At 27.8% G+C, this 19,973-nt stretch carries 18 protein-coding genes; 2 read left to right on the forward strand and 16 right to left on the reverse strand.

The window, feature by feature from the left end; genetic code table 11:
* Window positions 1-258: 258 nt before the first annotated feature.
* Window positions 259-2,064 (reverse strand): translation elongation factor 4, encoded by a 1,806-nt coding sequence (gene lepA / locus HMPREF0078_RS05025; RefSeq protein WP_004839048.1) that lies wholly within the window; start codon window positions 2,062-2,064, stop codon window positions 259-261.
* Complete coding sequence (gene lepB / locus HMPREF0078_RS05030) at window positions 2,064-2,612, reverse strand: signal peptidase I (protein ID WP_004839049.1); 549 nt, start codon at window positions 2,610-2,612, stop codon at window positions 2,064-2,066. Before lepB ends, lepA begins: the two co-directional genes overlap by 1 nt.
* 140 nt (window positions 2,613-2,752) lie before the next feature.
* Here lepB and rpsT point away from each other — a divergent pair, with 140 nt between their 5' ends.
* A complete protein-coding gene (gene rpsT / locus HMPREF0078_RS05035; protein ID WP_004839050.1) occupies window positions 2,753-3,019 on the forward strand; it encodes a 30S ribosomal protein S20 in 267 nt (88 codons plus the stop codon).
* Window positions 3,020-3,085: 66 nt separating this feature from the next.
* Here the strand turns inward: rpsT and holA are convergent, their stop codons facing one another.
* Both holA and HMPREF0078_RS05045 read right to left on the reverse strand, forming a co-directional pair.
* Window positions 3,086-4,099 carry a DNA polymerase III subunit delta gene (gene holA, locus HMPREF0078_RS05040; protein ID WP_004839051.1) on the reverse strand — a complete coding sequence of 338 codons (1,014 nt, stop codon included), beginning with the start codon at window positions 4,097-4,099 and terminating at the stop codon, window positions 3,086-3,088.
* The gene (locus HMPREF0078_RS05045) at window positions 4,096-6,276 is read right to left on the reverse strand and encodes a DNA internalization-related competence protein ComEC/Rec2 (RefSeq protein WP_004839052.1); all 2,181 of its coding nucleotides are present in this window, start codon (window positions 6,274-6,276) and stop codon (window positions 4,096-4,098) included. The genes holA and HMPREF0078_RS05045 overlap by 4 nt, the downstream gene beginning before the upstream one ends.
* Window positions 6,277-6,330: 54 nt before the next feature.
* On the opposite strand from HMPREF0078_RS05045, the gene HMPREF0078_RS05050 reads away from it, so the two are divergent.
* Window positions 6,331-7,077: a hypothetical protein gene (locus HMPREF0078_RS05050; RefSeq protein ID WP_004839053.1), complete on the forward strand. Its 747-nt coding sequence runs from the start codon at window positions 6,331-6,333 to the stop codon at window positions 7,075-7,077.
* 37 nt (window positions 7,078-7,114) lie between these two features.
* Here the strand turns inward: HMPREF0078_RS05050 and leuS are convergent, their stop codons facing one another.
* From leuS to mraZ, 12 genes are all read right to left on the reverse strand, one after another.
* A complete protein-coding gene (leuS, locus tag HMPREF0078_RS05055) occupies window positions 7,115-9,523 on the reverse strand; it encodes a leucine--tRNA ligase (RefSeq protein WP_004839054.1) in 2,409 nt (802 codons plus the stop codon).
* Window positions 9,524-9,532: 9 nt separating this feature from the next.
* Window positions 9,533-10,921 (reverse strand): asparagine--tRNA ligase, encoded by a 1,389-nt coding sequence (asnS, locus tag HMPREF0078_RS05060; RefSeq protein ID WP_004839055.1) that lies wholly within the window; start codon window positions 10,919-10,921, stop codon window positions 9,533-9,535.
* A complete protein-coding gene (locus HMPREF0078_RS05065; RefSeq protein ID WP_004839056.1) occupies window positions 10,902-12,233 on the reverse strand; it encodes a replication-associated recombination protein A in 1,332 nt (443 codons plus the stop codon). Before HMPREF0078_RS05065 ends, asnS begins: the two co-directional genes overlap by 20 nt.
* Before the next feature lie 84 nt (window positions 12,234-12,317).
* On the reverse strand, window positions 12,318-12,773 hold the full coding sequence (nrdR, locus tag HMPREF0078_RS05070; RefSeq protein ID WP_004839057.1) for a transcriptional regulator NrdR: 456 nt from the start codon (window positions 12,771-12,773) through the stop codon (window positions 12,318-12,320).
* 1 nt (window position 12,774) lies between these two features.
* Window positions 12,775-13,860 carry a cell division protein FtsZ gene (gene ftsZ, locus HMPREF0078_RS05075; protein WP_019117471.1) on the reverse strand — a complete coding sequence of 362 codons (1,086 nt, stop codon included), beginning with the start codon at window positions 13,858-13,860 and terminating at the stop codon, window positions 12,775-12,777.
* Window positions 13,861-13,892: 32 nt separating this feature from the next.
* Window positions 13,893-14,687 carry a cell division protein FtsQ/DivIB gene (locus HMPREF0078_RS05080; protein WP_004839059.1) on the reverse strand — a complete coding sequence of 265 codons (795 nt, stop codon included), beginning with the start codon at window positions 14,685-14,687 and terminating at the stop codon, window positions 13,893-13,895.
* 1 nt (window position 14,688) lies between these two features.
* The gene (gene murG, locus HMPREF0078_RS05085) at window positions 14,689-15,774 is read right to left on the reverse strand and encodes an undecaprenyldiphospho-muramoylpentapeptide beta-N-acetylglucosaminyltransferase (RefSeq protein ID WP_004839060.1); all 1,086 of its coding nucleotides are present in this window, start codon (window positions 15,772-15,774) and stop codon (window positions 14,689-14,691) included.
* On the reverse strand, window positions 15,775-17,085 hold the full coding sequence (gene murD / locus HMPREF0078_RS05090) for a UDP-N-acetylmuramoyl-L-alanine--D-glutamate ligase (RefSeq protein ID WP_004839061.1): 1,311 nt from the start codon (window positions 17,083-17,085) through the stop codon (window positions 15,775-15,777).
* Complete coding sequence (gene mraY, locus HMPREF0078_RS05095; protein WP_004839062.1) at window positions 17,082-18,032, reverse strand: phospho-N-acetylmuramoyl-pentapeptide-transferase; 951 nt, start codon at window positions 18,030-18,032, stop codon at window positions 17,082-17,084. The genes murD and mraY overlap by 4 nt, the downstream gene beginning before the upstream one ends.
* 5 nt (window positions 18,033-18,037) lie before the next feature.
* Window positions 18,038-18,436 (reverse strand): septum formation initiator, encoded by a 399-nt coding sequence (locus HMPREF0078_RS05100; RefSeq protein ID WP_039920534.1) that lies wholly within the window; start codon window positions 18,434-18,436, stop codon window positions 18,038-18,040.
* A 1-nt stretch (window position 18,437) separates the two neighbouring features.
* Window positions 18,438-19,358 carry a 16S rRNA (cytosine(1402)-N(4))-methyltransferase RsmH gene (gene rsmH, locus HMPREF0078_RS05105; RefSeq protein WP_004839064.1) on the reverse strand — a complete coding sequence of 307 codons (921 nt, stop codon included), beginning with the start codon at window positions 19,356-19,358 and terminating at the stop codon, window positions 18,438-18,440.
* A 1-nt stretch (window position 19,359) separates the two neighbouring features.
* Window positions 19,360-19,773 (reverse strand): division/cell wall cluster transcriptional repressor MraZ, encoded by a 414-nt coding sequence (mraZ, locus tag HMPREF0078_RS05110; RefSeq protein WP_019117465.1) that lies wholly within the window; start codon window positions 19,771-19,773, stop codon window positions 19,360-19,362.
* Window positions 19,774-19,973 lie beyond the last annotated feature (200 nt).

Genomic DNA, 19,973 nt, shown 5'->3' on the forward strand with positions numbered 1-19,973 from the left:
TCAAAAATCGCACTCTATAAATTAAAGCTATGATTAATTATCAAATATATTAAATTCAATTAAATTTAATTCTTTGTTTTATTCCGAGGGATAAATATTAAAATCGTGCCACTGGCACAATTTTAAGCTATTTATCTATCATCGCTTTAGCGAGTTTGCGATTTTAGAATTTTAAAATTTAGAAATCTTCAATTTTTGAAGTTCGATATTCGTGCTTGAGGCTTTGTTACTATCTGATGTTAAGATTTATCCTAACTTTTATTCATCATCATATTTCAAAACAGCAAGGAAGGCATCTTGTGGAATTTGTACGCTTCCTAATTGTCTCATTCTCTTCTTTCCTTCTTTTTGTTTTTCTAAAAGTTTTTTCTTTCTTGATATATCTCCACCGTAGCATTTTGCAATTACATCTTTTCTCAAAGCTTTTACGGTTTCTCTTGCTATAACTTTTGAATCAATTGTTGCTTGAATTGGAATTGCAAATTGTTGTCTTGGAATTTGATCTTTCAATTTTTCGACAATTGATCTTCCCCTAGCATAGGCAAAATCTTTGTGAACAATTGTAGATAGAGCATCAACTTTATCTTCATTGATTTTTATATCAAGTTTTATTAGATTACTTTCTTCATAATCTACAACTTCATAATCCAGTGATGCATATCCTTTTGATCTTGATTTTAAAGAATCAAAAAAGTTATAAATAACTTCGTTCAAAGGAATTTTATATTTTATTGAAACCCTATTTTCGTCAATATATGACATATCTATAAGATCTCCTCTTCTTGCTTGTGCAAGTTCCATTACAGGTCCTATATATTCTTTTGGAGTCATAATTTCAGAAATTGTAATTGGCTCTTTAACATATTCAATTTCTGATGGTGGAGGAAAATCATTAGGATTTTCTAATTTTTTTTCTTCGTGTCCTTTTGTTTTTACCTTATAAATTACTGATGGTGCTGTTGCGATTATATCTAAATCATATTCTCTTTCAAGTCTTGCTGTAATAATATCCATGTGCAAAAGACCTAAAAATCCACATCTTAATCCAACGCCTAGGGCTTGTGAATTTTCTTGTTCAAAAACTAAAGACGCATCATTTACTTGAAGCTTTTCCAAAGAATCTTTTAATTTGTTAAATGATTCTCCTTCAGCTGGATAAATTCCAGAATAAACCATTGGCAAAACTTCTTTGTAACCAGAAAGTGCTTTTTGTGTTGGATTATTTTTTAAGGTAATTGTATCTCCAACTCTAGCATTTCTAATATCTTTTATGCTTGCTTCAATAAATCCTACATCTCCGCTTTTTAATTCTTTGGTTTCAATTCTATTTTTCATAGTATATCCTACACCAGTTACTTCGTAGGATTTTCCACTTGCCATCATCAAAATTTCATCGCCTGCTTTTACACTGCCTTCAAAAATTCTAACATAGCAAATTACTCCCCTGTATGAATCATAATATGAATCAAAAATCAAAGCCTTTAATGGTTTGTCGTCATGATCTTCTGGGGCTGGAACATTTTCTATAATGTCTTCAAGTACATCTTCAATATTTAAACCAGTTTTTGCAGAAATCAAGGGAATATTTTCTGTATCAAGACCAATTTGATTTTCTATTTCTTCTTTTGTTTCTTCAACTCTTGCACTTTCAAGGTCAATTTTATTTAAAACTGGCAAAATTTCTAAATCTTGTTCAAGTGCAAGGTAAGTGTTTGCCAAAGTTTGAGCTTCAACTCCTTGGGAAGCATCAACAACCAAAATTGCCCCTTCGCAAGCTTTGAGTGATCTTGAAACTTCATAAGTAAAGTCAACATGGCCTGGAGTATCAATCAAATTTAAATCGTAAATTTTTCCATCATTAGCCTTGTATTTTAACTTTACTGATTTTAATTTTATGGTAATTCCTCTTTCTTGCTCAAGCTCCATGCTATCTAGCATTTGATCATTTATATCTCTTTTTGCAACAGACTCAGTTTTTTCTATAAGTCTATCTGCAAGAGTCGATTTTCCATGGTCAATATGAGCAATAATAGAGAAATTTCTAATATTCTCTTTTTTCTTCATTATCTGTTTTCCTTATCTACAAATCCTATATCATAAATCGGGAAAAATCTTAAAAATGCGTGCCCTACAATTTTTTCTTCGGAAATCGGACCAAAATTTCTTGAGTCATTGCTTGCATTTGGAAGTCTATTATCTCCCATAACAAAATATTCTCCTTCGCCAACTTCCCAAGATGAATTTTCATTTGTTGTTAGGGTTTCTTCGTTATTTATATAATTTTCTTCGTAGATTTCTCCGTTTACATACACATTTCCATCTTTTACTTCTATATTATCTCCTGGCATACCAACTATTCTTTTTATATACAAAGTATCTTCTTGGTCTGGAGCATTAATTATTACAATATCTGCCCTATTATATCCCTTAAAATGTTTTGAAACTTTGTCAACAAATAGCATATCGCCACTATGTAATGTATTTAGCATAGAATTTCCTTCAACTTTTGTTGCATCCATTATAAAAATCTTTATAACAAAAGCAATTGCCAATGCCAAAAGTATTGTTTTTATCCAATCAAGAAATTCTAAATCATTAGATTTTTCTGTCATATAACACCTCTCTCATTTTATAATTATAAACGAATATCTCAAAAGTTCCAAATATTTTAATATTTAAAATTTATAAAGATTTGTAATAAATATAGTTTTATGGTAAAATAAATCAGTCGATATAAATTGGGGGTGAAAAAATGGCAAACATTAAATCAGCAATAAAAAGAATTGATGTAACAAGAAAACAAACTGCTAGAAATAAATCAGCAAAATCTGAAATAAAAACTTATGTTAAAAAATTTGAAGAAGCTATTGCAAATAATGATAGCGAAAAAGCTAATGAACTTTTCAAAACTGTTGATAAAAAAGTAAAACAAGCAGCAGCTAAAAACATAATTCACAAAAATCAAGCTAGTAGAACAACTTCAAGATTAGCTAAAAAATTAAATTCATTAAACGCTTAATTTTTAGTCGGTTCATTCAAACTTGCGACTTAGAAAAGTCGCCAAGATTAGAATGAGTCGATTTTTTTATTTTGAGAATTTTTCTATAAAAATTAACATATTTAAATTCATATCAAAATCTTCACTTTTTTGTTTTAAGTCGCAAGTGTATAAAAAATCTTGCAAATCAAATAATTCATCCAAAGTAAAATTCCCAATAAAACTTTTATCTTTTCTAAGTTCAAAATTTGATATGCCCAAAGATTTTTGCATAAAGGAATCATTGTAAGAATCTTTTGATAAAATTTTTATTCCAATTAAATTTCTAATGTGTCTTACTAGCATATAGAAAATTTTAAATATTTCATCAATATCCTTTGCCATAAATAAATATGTATTCATAGCAGTTTTTGTATCCCTTTTTGACAGAGCATCTGTGAGATTAAAAATATTTAAATCTAAAACTTGGTCTAATTGGTCGTGAACATCTTCCAATAAAACCTCGCTTTTATCGGAATTTGCAATAATTTTATCAACTGTATTTATAATTTCATAAAGGTCGATTTGTGAATTTTTATTTAAATATGAAAACCTATCAATTATTTCATTTATATAAGATTTTTTGATTTTTTTATTATTTTTTACAAATCTTTTTCCAATAAAAGAAACAAGTTCATTATTATTTAGCCTATCAATTTCTACAACATTTCCATTTTTCTTGATTGCCTTGTAAAATTTTCCTTTAAATACACTTTCATCAGATATTATTATTAATGTCAAAAAATCAGCTAAATTTTCTATATCTTCAATAATCAAATTACAAATTTCCTCATAATCTTTTATATTATTTTTAGATAAGTCGATATTTCTCCAAATCACAACTTTTTTATCTTCCATTATTGGATATGTATCCATGGCAGTTTTTATGTCCTCAAGGCTTTTTTTGCCCTTAATTTCTATATAATTAAAGTCAGGAAAAGAAATTAAATCCTTAGCTTGATCTATAATTGTTTCTTTTAGATATTCTTCTTTTGAATCGATTAGATAAATTCCCTTGCTTTTTTTTGAAAAAAGTTCAGTCATAAATTCCTTATAATTCATCTAAAAAATCCTCCTTTCACATATTTTTTTACCTTAAATGAATTCTTGTAAAATTCTATCTTACAAAACCCATCTTTTTGAGTATTGTATATTTTAACATTTTTTAAATTATCTAAGACTTCTTTTGATGGGTGTCCATAAGTATTTTTTCTTCCAGCTGAAATTAAAGCGACTTGTGGACTTGTTTTATTTACAAATTCCTTTGAAGTTGAAAATCTTGAGCCATGATGGGAAACTTTTAAAATATCAATATCTCTTGCAACTTTTTGTTCATACTCCATCGGCAAATCTCCCATAGTCAAAATTTTAAAATTATTTATCCTAATTAAAAGAGGCATAGAATTAGAATTTTCATCACCAGAAAAATTTTCTAAACATTCAACGCTAAAATTTTTTCCTTTGTAAATATTACCCTCTTTCATTTCCATAAAATTATATTTTTCCCCTAGATTTTTATTATAAATATTAGAAATTACAGGACCAATTTCAAATTCATTTTTCAATTTTTCCAAAGCACCAGAATGATCCTTATCCTCATGAGATATAAAAACCGCCTTGATTTTTTTTACTCCTTTTGCCTTTAAAAAAGCTATAGCTATTTTTTCAGTTGATGAATAATTTTTGTACGAAACTTCCCCACAATCAAACAAATAAAAATCGCCCTTATCTTCCAAAATAAAAAAATCTCCCTGCCCTATATCAAGCATTTGATAGGAAATCGGCTTATTTTTATCTTTTACAATAGAAAAAATCACTATAATCATAGAAATCGCCAAAAATTTTTTTGCCCTAAGTTTTTTATTTTTAAATTTCACAAGTATAAACAAGAGTATTAAATAATAAAAACTAATTAAGATTGACTCTTTCGGAAAATCCAAGCCAAAAATTGTAAAATTACTCAAAAAATATGCTATATCCATGATAGATTTTATCAAAAAATCCAAAATAAAGAAAAAACCAGCTAAGAATCCGCCAAATATGGGATATAAAATAATTATCCCAAAAATTATGTACATACTTATAGAAAAAATTGGAACAACCAAAAAATTCGCAAAAAAATTAAGCAAATTAAAATATCCATAATAGTAAATCACATGAAAAGCCAAAGTTATTTGCAAGCAAAGAATAAAAATTATGTATTTTTTTAAATAAGAGAAATTTTTCCCCCTTACAAGTTTTGGATAAATCTCATAAATTGCAAATCCTGCCAAAAACGAAAGAATAAATCCAGAATTTAAAATTGCAAAAGGATTTGCAAATAAAATTAATAACATGGCTACAATGAGATTTTTTCCTGTATCCTTGCCTTTTTTTAGTAAAAATGCTAAATAAGATAAAACGTATATAAATAAAACTCTCAAAACCGAAAATGGAAATGAAATTAAATAGGCATAAAATAAAGAAATTCCCAAAGAAATCGGATAAGCGTACTTGTAAGAAATATTTGCTTTTATCAATAAAAATATTAACAAAGCCATCAATAAATCAATGTGAAGACCAGAAACCGCAAAAATATGAGCTAAGCCTAATTTCGAAAGACCTTGCCTATATTCAAATCTATCCGAAAGAATAACAGCTTTTACAAAAGAAAAAGAATCCTTAGACAAATTTTTTTCAAACACCTTATTAATATATTGGTTAAAATTTTTCTTGGTTTTTAAAAAAATAGAAGAAGATTCTCCCAATTTTTCAAAAGATTTTATATCAAGCTTGCTTTTTATTTTTTTAGATAATAAATACTTCCTATAAGAAAATAAATATGGATTGGTGTTTGTAGTAGGCATGGAAATATTGCAATTTGCCCTTAACCTATCACCTATTTCAAAATTTTTATCAGATATAAAAGTCGATTTTTCATCTATTTTTTTATCCATATTTTTTGCTTTTACATAATAAGTATAGAAATTATCGTTTTTAATTTTTTCAACAACAGTTAAATTTAAATCTAAATTATCATATTTTTCAAGCTTATAAAAATGAAAATTAAAAGACGCCAAAAAAATTCCAAGAGAAAATCCAAAAAACAAAAAAGAAAGAGAAGATTTTTTTACAAAAAGAAAAATTCCACATACAAATAAGCCTATAATCACAAACAAAAAATCATAAGCCTCAAAATAAGTGAAAATTCCTATACCAGATATTAAAGAAATAAGTAAAAAAAACAAATTTTTTCTCATAAGATTCTCCCAATATGATTATAACATATGATATAATAATTTAGAGGTAATTTTATGAAGGATTTGTTATATATTAGTCATCCACAAATAAATCAAATAAGCGCCAAAATTGTAAAAAGAAAATACGAAGATGATACAACAAAAATAATTTTGGACAGGAGTATTTTTATGCCTAATTCTTCCTATTTATTAGATGAAAATCCAAAAATTTCGGAAAATGAGCTTTTGGATGTTGAGTTTATAAATGGAAATTTAGTTCATACAATAAAAAATAAACCCCAAAAATCATCTGTAATTCTTTCTTTAGACAAAAATACCAGAGAAAAAAATTTATCGTATAATACAGCTTTTTATATTTTTAAATCTCTGTTTGCTAAATTTTATAATAACAAGGAAGTTTCTTTAAAAATCAAAAATTCTTATGGGCAAATAAAAATTTCCAATTTCTATGATGATTTTATTGCCGATGATTTTTTGAAAATTTTTAATAAAATAATTGATTTGGGATTAAAAATAAATAAGGATAAAGATTTTGTTTGGATAAATGGTTTTGAACGAGAAAATAATTTTGGAGTTTATTTAAATAATACAAAAGATTTAGAAGGAATTTTTATTCTTTCTATAGAAAAAATCGAAAAAAATCTCTTTATTGATTTTATAACAGGATCTGACTACAAAAATTTTACAAATAATAATATAGAAATAATTAATAATATTAAAAAAATATCTTTTGATGACTTAAATTCTTCTGAAAAAATCAGAAAAATAATTTCACTTATTCAAAAATCTAGGTATAAATAAAAGCTCTTGCATTAATTTTTTTGCAAGAGCCTTTTTTTTATTTTACAAGCAAGTTTAATATTTTTCCTGGTACATATATTACCTTAAATATTTCCTTACCATCTATATTTTTTTGAATATTTTGATCATTTTCTGCAATTGTTACAGCTTCTTCTTGGTCTGCATCTTTTGCAATTTTTATTGTAGCCCTAACTTTTCCATTTACTTGAACAGGAAGTTCGATTGAATCATATTCAAGTTTACTTTCATCATAAGTTGGCCAGCTTGTTTCATTTAATTCGCCTTCAAAACCAATTTCTTCCCACAATTCTTCAGTTAAGTGAGGAGCAACTGGATTTAATAAAATCAAATAAGTTTTGAAATCTTTTTTTGTAATTTTTCCAATATTTCTCATTTCATTCAATAAGGTCATAAGTGAAGCTATTGCTGTATTATATTTTAATGATTCATAATCCTCAGAAACTTTTTTAATAGTTTGGTTAATTAAAATTTCAATTTCTTTTGTGTAAGAATCTCCATCTTCTACTAAATCGTAAAGATTAAATACTCTTTCCAAATATTTTCTACAACCCTTAACCCCTTCATCTGACCATGGAGCTGTTGATCTAAAATCTCCAATGAACATTTCATAGCATCTTAGAGTATCTGCTCCATAATCTCTTACAATATCATCAGGATTTACAACATTGCCTCTTGATTTTGACATTTTTTGATGGTCTTCTCCCAAAATCATTCCGTGAGAAGTTCTTTTTTGATATGGTTCTTTTGTTGGAACTTTTCCTATATCATATAAAAATTTGTGCCAAAATCTTGAATATAATAAGTGAAGAGTTGTGTGTTCCATTCCACCATTGTACCAATCAACTGGTGTGTAATAATCTAAACTTTCTTTGCTTGAAAGATCTTCATTATTATTTGGATCTGTATATCTTAAATAATACCAAGAAGATCCAGCCCATTGCGGCATGGTGTCAGTTTCTCTTTTTGCTGGCTTTCCACAAATTGGACAAGTCGTATTTACAAATTCATCAATTTTTGAAAGTGGGCTTTCGCCATCATCTGTTACTTCGTAAGATTCAACATCTGGTAATTTTATTGGAAGATTTTCTTCCTTTTCTGGAACCCATCCATGTTCCTCACAATAAATCATAGGGATTGGTTCTCCCCAATATCTTTGTCTAGAAAATACCCAATCTCTCAATTTATAATTTACCTTAGCAGATCCTAGATTTTTTTCTTCAACAAATTCTATCATTTTATTTTTAGCTTCTTCTACAGATAGACCATTTAGAAAATCGGAATTTATTAAAATCCCCTTATCAATTGAAGTTGTTGGTAAATTTTCATCGCCTGTATCAATTACTGGAACAATAGGCATATCAAATTTTTGTGCAAATTCAAAATCCCTATCATCGTGAGCAGGTACTGCCATTATAGCTCCTGTTCCATAAGAAATTAATACATAATCAGAAATCCAAATTGGAATTTCTTTTCCATTTATAGGATTTATTGCAGAAATTCCATCAAGCATTACGCCAGTTTTTTCTTTTGTAAGCTCACTTCTTTCAAAATCTGATTTTTTCTTTGCAAAATCTTGATATTCTTTTACATCATCCAAATTTTTAATTTCATCTTTAAATTCTTCAAGCATTGGATGTTCAGGAGCTATTACCATATAAGTTGCCCCAAAAATTGTATCAGGTCTTGTTGTGTAGACATTTAATTTGTAATCTTTATCTTTTAAAGAAAAATTAATTTCTGCCCCGTGGCTTCTTCCAATCCAATTTTTTTGTTGAGTTTTTATTTTTTCTTCATAATCAACTTCATCCAAATCATCAATAAGTCTATCGGCATATTCTGTGATTTTTAGCATCCATTGATTTTTAACCTTGTGAGTAACTTCAGACCCACATCTTTCACATTTTCCATCTACAACTTCTTCATTAGCAAGACCAACCTTACAAGAAGGACACCAGTTTACTGGCATTTCTTTTTTGTAAGCTAGACCATGTTTATATAATTGAATGAAAATCCATTGAGTCCATTTGTAATAATTTGGATCTGTTGTATTTACTTCTTTGGACCAATCAAATGAAAATCCAATAGATTTCATTTGCGCTTTGAAATTTTCGATATTATTTTTTGTTACAATTGAAGGATGAATGTGATTTTTTATAGCATAATTTTCTGTAGGAAGTCCAAAAGCATCCCAGCCCATAGGATAAATTACATTTTCTCCTTGAAGTCTTCTTTTTCTTGCAACAATATCTAAAGCTGTGTATGGTCTTGGGTGGCCAACATGAAGACCTTGACCTGAAGGATAAGGAAATTCTACGAGTGGATAGAATTTTTTCTTATTTTTATCAATTACTGATTTAAAAGTTTCATTTTCATCCCATTTTTTTTGCCATTTTTTTTCGATGGCATTTGGATTATATTCTCTCATTTTTTCTCCTTAGTTTTTTGTTGCAAAAGATTTTACTGTTCTTGGGTAAGGGATTACGTCACGAATATTTTTCATTCCTGTAAGATACATTACTGCTCTTTCAAATCCAAGACCATAACCTGAGTGAACTACTGTTCCATATTTTCTTAAATCTAAATAATTTTGATAATCTTCAAGTTTTAGTCCATTATCTTCCATAGATTTTACAAGCTCATCATATCTTTCTTCCCTTTGACTTCCACCAATTAATTCTCCTACAGCAGGAACTAACATATCAAAAGCTGCAACAGTTTTTCCATCTTCATTTCTTCTCATATAAAATGCCTTTATATCTTTTGGATAATCTGTAACAAAAACTGGACCATCAACTATTTTTTCTGATAAATATCTTTCATGCTCAGTTTGAAGATCCATTCCCCATTTTACAGGATATTCAAAATCAACATCAGCTTCTTGTAATTTTTCTATAGCCTCAGTATAAGTAATTCTTGCAAATTTTGCATCTTTAACTTTTGTAAGTCTTTCAATCAAAGTATCATCAACTCTTTCGTTGAAAAATTCAATTTCATCCTTACAATTTTCTAAAACAAAACTTATCATATATTTCATCATATCTTCAGCCACATCCATGCACACATTATAATCTGCAAAAGCAATTTCTGGTTCAATCATCCAAAATTCCGCAGCGTGTCTTGGTGTGTTTGATTCTTCAGCCCTAAAAGTTGGACCAAAAGTATAAATATTAGATAAGGCAAGAGCATAATCTTCTGCCTCAAGTTGTCCTGAAACTGTTAAATAAGATTTTTTTCCAAAGAAATCTTTAGAATAATCAACTTTTCCATCCTTATTTAAATCTAATTTATCTAAATTTTGAGTGGTAACTTGGAACATTTCTCCAGCACCTTCTGTATCAGATGCAGTAATTAATGGAGCATTTAAATAAATAAATCCTCTTTCTTGGAAAAATTTATGAAGAGCATAAGCAAGTTTTGATCTTAATCTAAAAACCGCCCTATAAGTATTAGTTCTAGCTCTTAAATGAGGAATAGTTCTCATATATTCAAGAGATTGTTTTTGTTTTTGAATAGGAAATTTCTCATCACTGTGACCTAAAACTTCTACAGATTTTGCTTGAAGTTCGTAGGCTTGTTTGGCATTATTTGTTTTTACAAGAATTCCTTTGATTTTTAATGAAGCTGAAAGATGTTCTTTTTGTAAATCTTCAAAATTTTCTAATTCTTTTCCAACAACAATTTGAAGGTTTTTAAAAATTGTTCCATCATTTAATTCTATAAAGCCGACATTTTTTGTAAATCGCGCCTGTCTAATCCATCCTTCAACTATAATTTCTTGGTCGATGTATTTTTCAACATCTTTTTTAATCTCTCTTAATTTCATCCTTATTTCCTCTCTTAATTTTTTCTAAACTTTCATTAAGTATTTTTTCGTAACCTATATTTTTTGGATTATAAAATTTTTCATCTACAAAGCCATCTGGAAGATAATCTTGTTTTACATATCCATCATAATCATGAGGGTATAAATAAGTATCTTTAACTAAATTTTTACTTCCTTTATAATGGGTATCTTTTAATTTATTTGGTACTTCCAAATCTTTTTCATTTTTTACAAAATCCATAGCCTTATTTACAGCAAGGTATGTAGAATTATTTTTCTTTGCTAAAGATAAATATATACAAGTCTCTGCCAAAATAATTCTTGCCTCTGGCATACCTACAGTATTAATTGCTGTAAAAGTATTTGTAGCAAGGCTTAAAGCGTATGGATCTGCAAGTGAAATATCTTCTGATGCAAATATAATCATTCTTCTTGATATGAATTTTATATCTTCCCCGCTATTTAACATTTTTGCCAAATAATAAACCGCTGCATCAGGATCTGAGCCACGCATAGATTTTATAAAAGCAGAAATAGTATCATAATGTCTATCTCCATCCCTATCATAAATAGAAATTTTCTTTTGGATAGAATTTATAATACTTTTTCGATCAACTACTATTATACCTTCTTTATCTTCTTGTGAAAATATTGCAATTTCTAATGCATTCAACAAGGCTCTACAATCCCCGTTAGAATATTTAACCAAAGTATTTCTGGCATCATCATCAATTTTTATATTTTTATTTTGTAAAAGCCTATCTCGACTTAAAGCCATATCTATTAATTTTTTTAAATCATCATCTGTATGTGCTTTTAATTCAAATACATACATTCTAGAAATTAAAGCTTTATTTACTTCAAAATATGGATTTTCTGTTGTAGCTCCTATCAAAATAATTGTAGAATCTTCAACAAAAGGCAGTAAATAATCTTGTTGACTTTTATTAAATCTATGAATTTCGTCAATAAACAAAATAGTTTTTTTATTTTCAAATTTCAAATTATCTTTTGCAATTTGAATTTTTTTCTTTAAGTCGTTAATTCCACTAGCTACCGCAGAAACTTTTTCAAAAGCCATATTAGTTGAATTTGAAATAATTTTTGCAAGAGTAGTTTTGCCAACTCCTGGTGGTCCATAAAAAATAGAAGAATATATTCTATCAGATTTTATCATTCTTCTTAAAATTTTTCCTTCTCCTAGAAGATGATCTTGTCCTAAAAAATCTTCAATTTTTTCAGGTCTCATCCTGTCAGCTAATGGCGCAGACTTTTCTAGTTCTCTTAATTTATTTAATTCAAATAAGTCCATTTTATCCAATCTTTCAAAAAAAGGACTGTTGCAAAATGAATTTGTTTTTTGTCATTTTCATCTTGCAATAGCCCCTTAAATTTTCTAATTTTTTTCTTTTAAATTTTTAATCTCTCTATAGAAACTCTCAACATCTTTAAATTCCCTATATACTGATGCAAATCTCACATAAGCTACAGGATCTAATTGTTTTAGATGCTCCATGACAAATTTTCCTATGGTAGTGGATGATACTTCCTTTTTACCAATATGATTTATAGAAACTTCTATATCATCTGCTATTTTTTCAATGTCTTCCATGCTTACAGGTCTTTTTTCGCAAGATTTTACAATTCCACTTATAAGTTTTGACCTATCAAAAGATTCTCTAGTATTATCTTTTTTTACAACCATTAAAGTTTGGTCTTCGTATCTTTCATAAGTTGAAAATCTTTTATTACAAGTTTGGCATAGTCTTCTTCTTCTAATAGCATGATTATCTTCTGTTGCTCTAGAGTCTATAACTTTTGTATCATTTGAGTCACAATATGGACACTTCATTTTATTTTAAGAAATCTGGAAGATCTATATCGTCAAATGGATTTGAAGAACTTTGTTTTTTTGGTGTTTGTCTTTGGCTAACACCTTGTGAAGATCTTCTGTTTTCTAAAACTTCTCTTCTTGTTTGATTGTCTTGATCAAATCCTGTGGCAATTACAGTAATTTTAATGTCATCGCCCAATGATTCATCGCTTCCTACACCAAAAATTATATTTGCATCCGAATCAATGTGTTCTCTAATTAATTCTGCTGCTTCGTTTGCTTCCATTAAACCAACTTCTGCTGCAGTTACATTTAATAATACTGCGTTAGCTCCTTCAATTGATGTTTCAAGTAATGGAGAATTTACAGCTGCTTTTGCTGCATCTACCGCTCTGTTTTCTCCGCTTGCTCTACCAATTCCCATGTGAGCTATTCCTTGATCTGACATAATTGATTTAACATCGGCAAAATCAAGGTTGATTACATTTGGTACAGCTATAAGTTCTGAAATACCACTTACAGCATCCATAAGTACTTGGTCAGCCATTTTAAATGCGTCTACCATTGATGTTCTTTTTTCTACAATTTGTAAAAGTCTATCATTTGGTATTGTAATTAATGTATCTACACATTCTTTTAAAGCTTCGATTCCACCTTCTGCAGATGTTTGTCTTTTTCTTCCTTCAAATGTGAAAGGACGAGTTACAACACCTACTGTAAGTATTCCTTGTTCTTTTGCTTTTCTTGCTACAACAGGGGCTGCTCCAGTACCAGTTCCACCGCCCATTCCAGCAGTGATAAATACCATGTCTGCTCCCTTTAGTGATTCATCAATTTCAGATTCACTTTCTTCAGCAGCTTTTTCACCAATTTCAGGATTAGCTCCAGCTCCAAGTCCTCTTGTAAGCTTTGCTCCTATTTGTAATTTGATGTCAGCATTCGCTTCATTTAAAGTTTGAAGGTCTGTATTTAATGCAATAAATTCTACTCCAGAAAGGCCACCCTCTCTCATTCTACTTATAGCATTATTTCCGCCACCACCAACTCCTATTACTTTTATTTTGGCTAAGGCGTTATTTTCTACTTCCATGTTAATATTTGCCATCTTCATCCCCCGTTTCATTAAGATTAATATTTTTAATTATTTTCATCTTTTTCGTCAAGACTTTTTTCTTCAACTTCAACTACTGGATTCTTACCCTTATCTAGGCTAATTGAATAAGCTTTTATTTTTTTATTTTCTATATCCTTTAAAACTGAATCAAGTAGTTTAAGTTTATAATTATAATTTTTTAAATCTCCGAAATTAATCTGAATATCATTTATTATTATACCAATTTCATTATAGTTTTCCAAGTCTATTTCTTTTATGTCTTTAGCATATTTTAGCTTTTGAATAGAATCGATAAATTTTATTAGATTTTTATTATCTGTAAAATTTTTTCCAATCTCTGGTTTGTTTTTTATTCCTTTGATTTTTAGTAAATTATTATTATTTTCTTCATTTACTGTTTTATCTAAAACTTTTCCTGTATTTGCAATAACATAGCTATCCTTTTTGTATCTTGCAATCATATAAGGATATTCTTCTTTTACTCTTACAATAATTTTATCTGGAAGTTCTTTTTCTATTTTGGCACTTTTTATTATTTTTTCTTTTTTTAGATTTTCTATACTTTCTTTCTCATCGTATAAAATTATATTTGTTCCCATTGGATTATTTAATTTTGATAAAATTTGATCATTTGATAAAATTTTATTTCCCTTTATATATACTTGAGAGATTTTATAATAGTCATGCCTAAATAAATTAACAATTAATATTGCTGCGATTACTATTATTAAAAAAATCACAAAAAAAGGAGTAAATAATTTTTGTTTTCTTTTTAATTTTTTTCTTCCTTTATTTTTTTGTCTATTTTTTTTGCTCATTTCACATACCCATAACTTTTTTTATCAAATCAAAAATTTCATCACTCGCATTAGGATTTTGTAATAAGCTTGCCTTCTCGCCCATTTCTTTTATTTTTTCTTTATCTTCTACAATATCAAGTATATTTTCATAGAGGATTTTGCCATTTAATTCTTTTTCCAAAATCATTGAGCAAGCACCTTTTTTCAAATATGACCTTGCGTTATATTCTTGATGGTTTTCTGTTGTGTAGGCTTTTGGTATTAAAATTGATGCTTTTTTTAGATTTGATATTTCGCTTAAACTCATAGCCCCAGATGATGCTATTACTAAATCACTTACTGCATAAAATAAATCTATATTATCTATATAAGAAAATGCCTTTATATATTCATTTTCTTTTGTGTTTTTAATAAATTCATCATAATTTTTTAATCCAGTTTGATGGAGCAAATAAAATTTTCCATCCATAAATTCACTCATTTGTTTAACAGCATCATTTAAATATTTTGAACCATTAGAACCTCCAAAAGAAAAAACTACTGGTCTATCTTTTTTTATTCCTAACTTGTTCAAATCTTCTTGACTATATGATGTATTAAAATTAGTTCTTACTGGATTTCCTGTTACATAAACATTTTTTTTATTTTTCAAATGTTTTTTTGCTTCTTCAAATGATATACAAACAAGGTCAACTTTGTTTGACAAAAATCTTGTAGTAACTCCTGGAAAAGAATTTGATTCATGTATCAAAGTTTTTATATTTTTCTTGCTTGCTTGATAGAGAATTGGAGCACAAACATAACCACCTGTTCCTATGACAAGATCTGGTTTAAATTCTTTGATTATTTTTTTTGCTTCTTTGAAACCTCTTAAATTTGTCAAAAGAGATTTAAAAAGTCTTTTGGAAATTTTTCTTGGTAGACCCATTGCCTCAATAGCTCTAAATTTGTAACCATATTTATTTACAATTCTTTTTTCTGGACCATCATTTAATCCCACATAAAGAATTTCCAAATCATCTATTTCTTCTTCTAATTTTTGGCACATGGCTATGGCTGGATAAATATGTCCGCCAGTTCCACCGCCAGATACTATTACTCTCATCTAATCTTCCTTTTCTAAAACTCTATTTTTGAAGTCATCTCCTCTTTGCATGTAATTGTCATACATTCCCCAACTAGCACTTGCAGGAGAGAGCAAAACCGTATCAAAATCTTTCATTATTTCAAAAGATTTATTCACAGCTTCTTTCATGTCATTTACTAAATAATAATTAATTTTATACTTCTCGCAAAGATTTTGTAAAATTTCTTTTGTTTGACCCATTAAAATCATAGTTTTTATTTTTTTCTTTGTATTTTTAAATAAAGGTGTATAATCAATTTTTTTATCATAGCCACCTGCAATCAAAATAACATTTTTATCAAAACTATTTATTGCTTTTATTGCAGAATCTACATTAGTAGCCTTGGAATCATTGTAAAAAGATACATTTCTAATTTTTTTTACAAATTCAAGTCTATGATCAATAGCCTTAAAAGTTTTTGTATATTTTATAATTTCATCAAGATCAAGTCCAAATAAATACAAGCAAAGTATAGCACAAGATACATTTAAAAGATTGTGATCTCCTACAATTTTTAAATCATCTCTTTTTAATAAATAAATTTCTTTTTCATCTTTTAAATAAAGAGAGTCATCTTTCAAATATATTCCTCTTTGAACTTCTTCTTTTATAGAAAATTCGTATATTTTCGCTTTGAATTTATTTTTGTTTTTCATTAAAATTTCATCATCATGATTAATGATAAGATAATCACTTTCATTTTGATTTATAGCAATTTTTAACTTATCTTCTATATAATTTTCAAAAGATCCGTGCCAATCTATGTGATCTGGCGTAATATTTAAAATCCCTGCTATATGTGGCTTAAAAAATTTGGTATTGTGAAGTTGAAATGAAGAAATTTCTTCAACAAAAATCTCATCATTCTTATACATTTGCCACAAGATGCCTTCGCCAATATTTCCTACCCCAATAGCTTTTTTACCACTTTGATTTAAAATATGGCTAATAAGAGATGTGGTTGTTGTTTTGCCATTTGTTCCTGTAATTGCTATATTTTTTTTATCTTTAAAAAGTCTATATGATAATTCAATATCAGTAATTATCTCATTATTTTTTTCTAAATTTTTTATAATATCATCATCCGGTCTAATTCCAGGAGATTTTACTACAAAATCATATTTTTCTTCAATTTTAATATCAGAAATAGGGCTATAATTATAGCCCTCTAATCTTTCATCAGTATTTTTATTTTTATCGAAAGTAAAAACTTCATAACCTAATTTGTCCAAAGTTTTTACTGTAGATATGCCTGTAATTCCTAAACCGTAAACTAAAACTTTTTTCATAATACTATCAATAAAGTAATCAAAGATAAAATTACTGATACTATTGTAAAACCAGTAACTATTTTTGGTTCTTTGTATCCTTTCAATTCATAATGATGGTGGATTGGAGTCATCAAAAATATTCTCTTTTTATTTCTAAATTTGTATGAGGCAACTTGAATTATTACACTTAAAGCCTCAGCCACATAAACTCCCCCAAGAATAATCAAAAATAAAGTCATTCCCATATTTATGGCAAGTCCAACTACAGCTCCACCGATTGCCATAGAACCTGTATCTCCCATAAATACACTTGCTGGATTTGAGTTATAAAATAAAAATCCTAAAACAGAACCAAGCATAATACTTGCAAACAATTCGTCTTCTATATTTTGACTTAAAATTATAAATGTTAAAAATACTGGAATAGAAACTTGAGTAGATAAACCATCTAGTCCATCAGTTAAATTTACAGCATTTGAAGTTCCAATCATAATAAACATCATTATAGGAATTCCTAAAATTGAAACATTTAATCTAATATCTGTAAAAGGAATCCACAATTTTGTTATTGTATCATTTTGGAAAATAAAACATAAAATTGCAATTAAAAATGATAAAGCAACTTGAAGAATTATTTTTTGCTTAGCTGTTAATCCTAATGATCTTTTTAAAATTAATTTTCTAAAATCATCAATAAAACCTATAGCTCCAAATCCAAAAGTTGCTAACAATAATATAAAAGTTTTCATAGAAAAAGGAACAAATATCAATGTCAAAACAAGTGCTGATATTAAAAATATAATACCACCCATAGTTGGCGTACCTGCTTTTCCATAATGACTTTTTGGTCCTTCTTGTCTAATATTTTGTCCAATATGACTTGATCTTAAAATTGGAATTATAATTTTTCCCAAAATCAAAGTTAATATTAAACTTATTAAAATAATTAAAATCGTATTTTTCATCTCTCCTACCTATCAATATTAAGATATACAACATTACCTTCATTTTCATAAATCATGCCAAGATTTTCCATCGCATATCTTTGAATTTCTTTCAAACTAACTGAATCTTCAAGATCACTATTTAATCTATCCCTTGTTAATTGATAAGATGTATATTGACTTTGTAATTTATTATACTCTTTTATTCTATTATTCAATTTAATATAATTATGTAAAGAAATAAAACCCATAAAAATAAAAGATAAAAATAATAAAGCTAATATATTTCTCTTAAACTTCCTATCTTTTTTTTGAAGTTTATTATATCTAAACTTGATATCATAAGAAGTTTGATCGTGCAAACTTAGCTTTAATTTTTTATTTAAATTTTTATTTATTTTTCTTTTTTTCAAAGCACTTGACATATCAAATCCTCTCACAAACTCTAAGCTTAGCACTATGAGACCTATTATTATTTTTCAATTCATCTTTGCTTGGCAAAATAGGTTTTTTGCTAATTAATTTAACCTTTTTTTCATGATTGCAAACACAAACAGGAAAATCAGGTGGACAAATACATTTTTTACTCATCTCTTTAAATTTATTTTTAACGATCCTGTCTTCCAAAGAATGAAAAGTTATTACACATAATCTTCCATTTTTATTTAGACGATCAACTATTTTTTCTAAAGTATTTTCCAAAACTTCAAGCTCTCTATTAACTTCAATTCTTAAAGCTTGGAATACTCTTTTTTCAGGATGAGCTTCACTAGTATTTACAGATTTCATAACAATATTTCGGAGTTGTAAAGTTGTATTAATTTCGTGCATTTTTCTGTAATCTACTATTGCTTTAGCAATTGTTTTGGAATATCTTTCCTCTCCATATTCAGAAAAAATTTTCCAAAGCTCATCCAAAGAGTAATCATTGACAATTTGTTTTGCTGTTAACTCATTATCTTTGTTCATCCTCATATCCAATGGACCGTCTTTCATATAAGAAAAACCTCTGTCACCATTATCAATTTGGTAAGAACTTACGCCAATATCCATCAAAGCGCCATCTATCCTATTAAAACCAGCTTCATCAAGAACATTTTCAATATTTTCAAAATTCTCATTAAAATATAAGACATTAGAAAAATCTTTCAAATTTTCTCTAGCTGCTTTGATAGCATCCTTATCTTGATCTAAGCCAATCAAAAGACCATTTGGTGATAATTTTTTTAAAATTTCTTTAGAATGGCCTCCCTTACCCAAAGTTAGGTCAGCATATATTCCATCTTCTTTTATATTTAAGTTTTCAATAGTTTCATTTAACAAAACTGATTTATGAGAAAATTCCATATTACTGATCCATAATTTCTGATAAGTTCACTTCAACATCACCAATATAATCATTCCAATTATTCAAATCCCATATTTCTATGTTTGAATTATTTCCGATTATAATAGCCTCTTTGCCTAAATTAGCATAGTCGCGTAATTGCTTATTTAATAAAACTCGCCCTTGTTTATCCAAATAAGCCTTGATAGTGGAAGAAAAAAACAATCTTTTTATCGCCCTGTTGTTTTTGTTTTGGTAGGATAATTCTTCGTACTTTTTAGCACGTTTTTCAAATTCCTCAATAGTATACAAAACTAATGAGCGTTCTGGGCCCTTGGTTACATAAAATTCATTACCAAGATCATCTCTAAATTCACTTGGCATCATTATTCTATTTTTAGAATCTAATTTGTGAATGAATTCTCCTAAAAACATGACCCACCTTCTACCACTTATTTCCACTTCACATATATTTTATACCAAAATCTGTAAATTGTAAAGGATTAAAAATTTATTTTTTTAAAATTTTTTTGAAATTTTTAATTTTTTTTATATTTTTTAAAAAAAGTGGTTTGAATTCCCAAAATAAAAATTTTAAATAAAAAAAACAGCCGAAGCTGTTTCAGAATATCGAC

The sequence above is a fragment of the Anaerococcus vaginalis ATCC 51170 genome, from assembly GCF_000163295.1.
GTDB classification, from domain to species: Bacteria; Bacillota; Clostridia; order Tissierellales; family Peptoniphilaceae; genus Anaerococcus; species Anaerococcus vaginalis.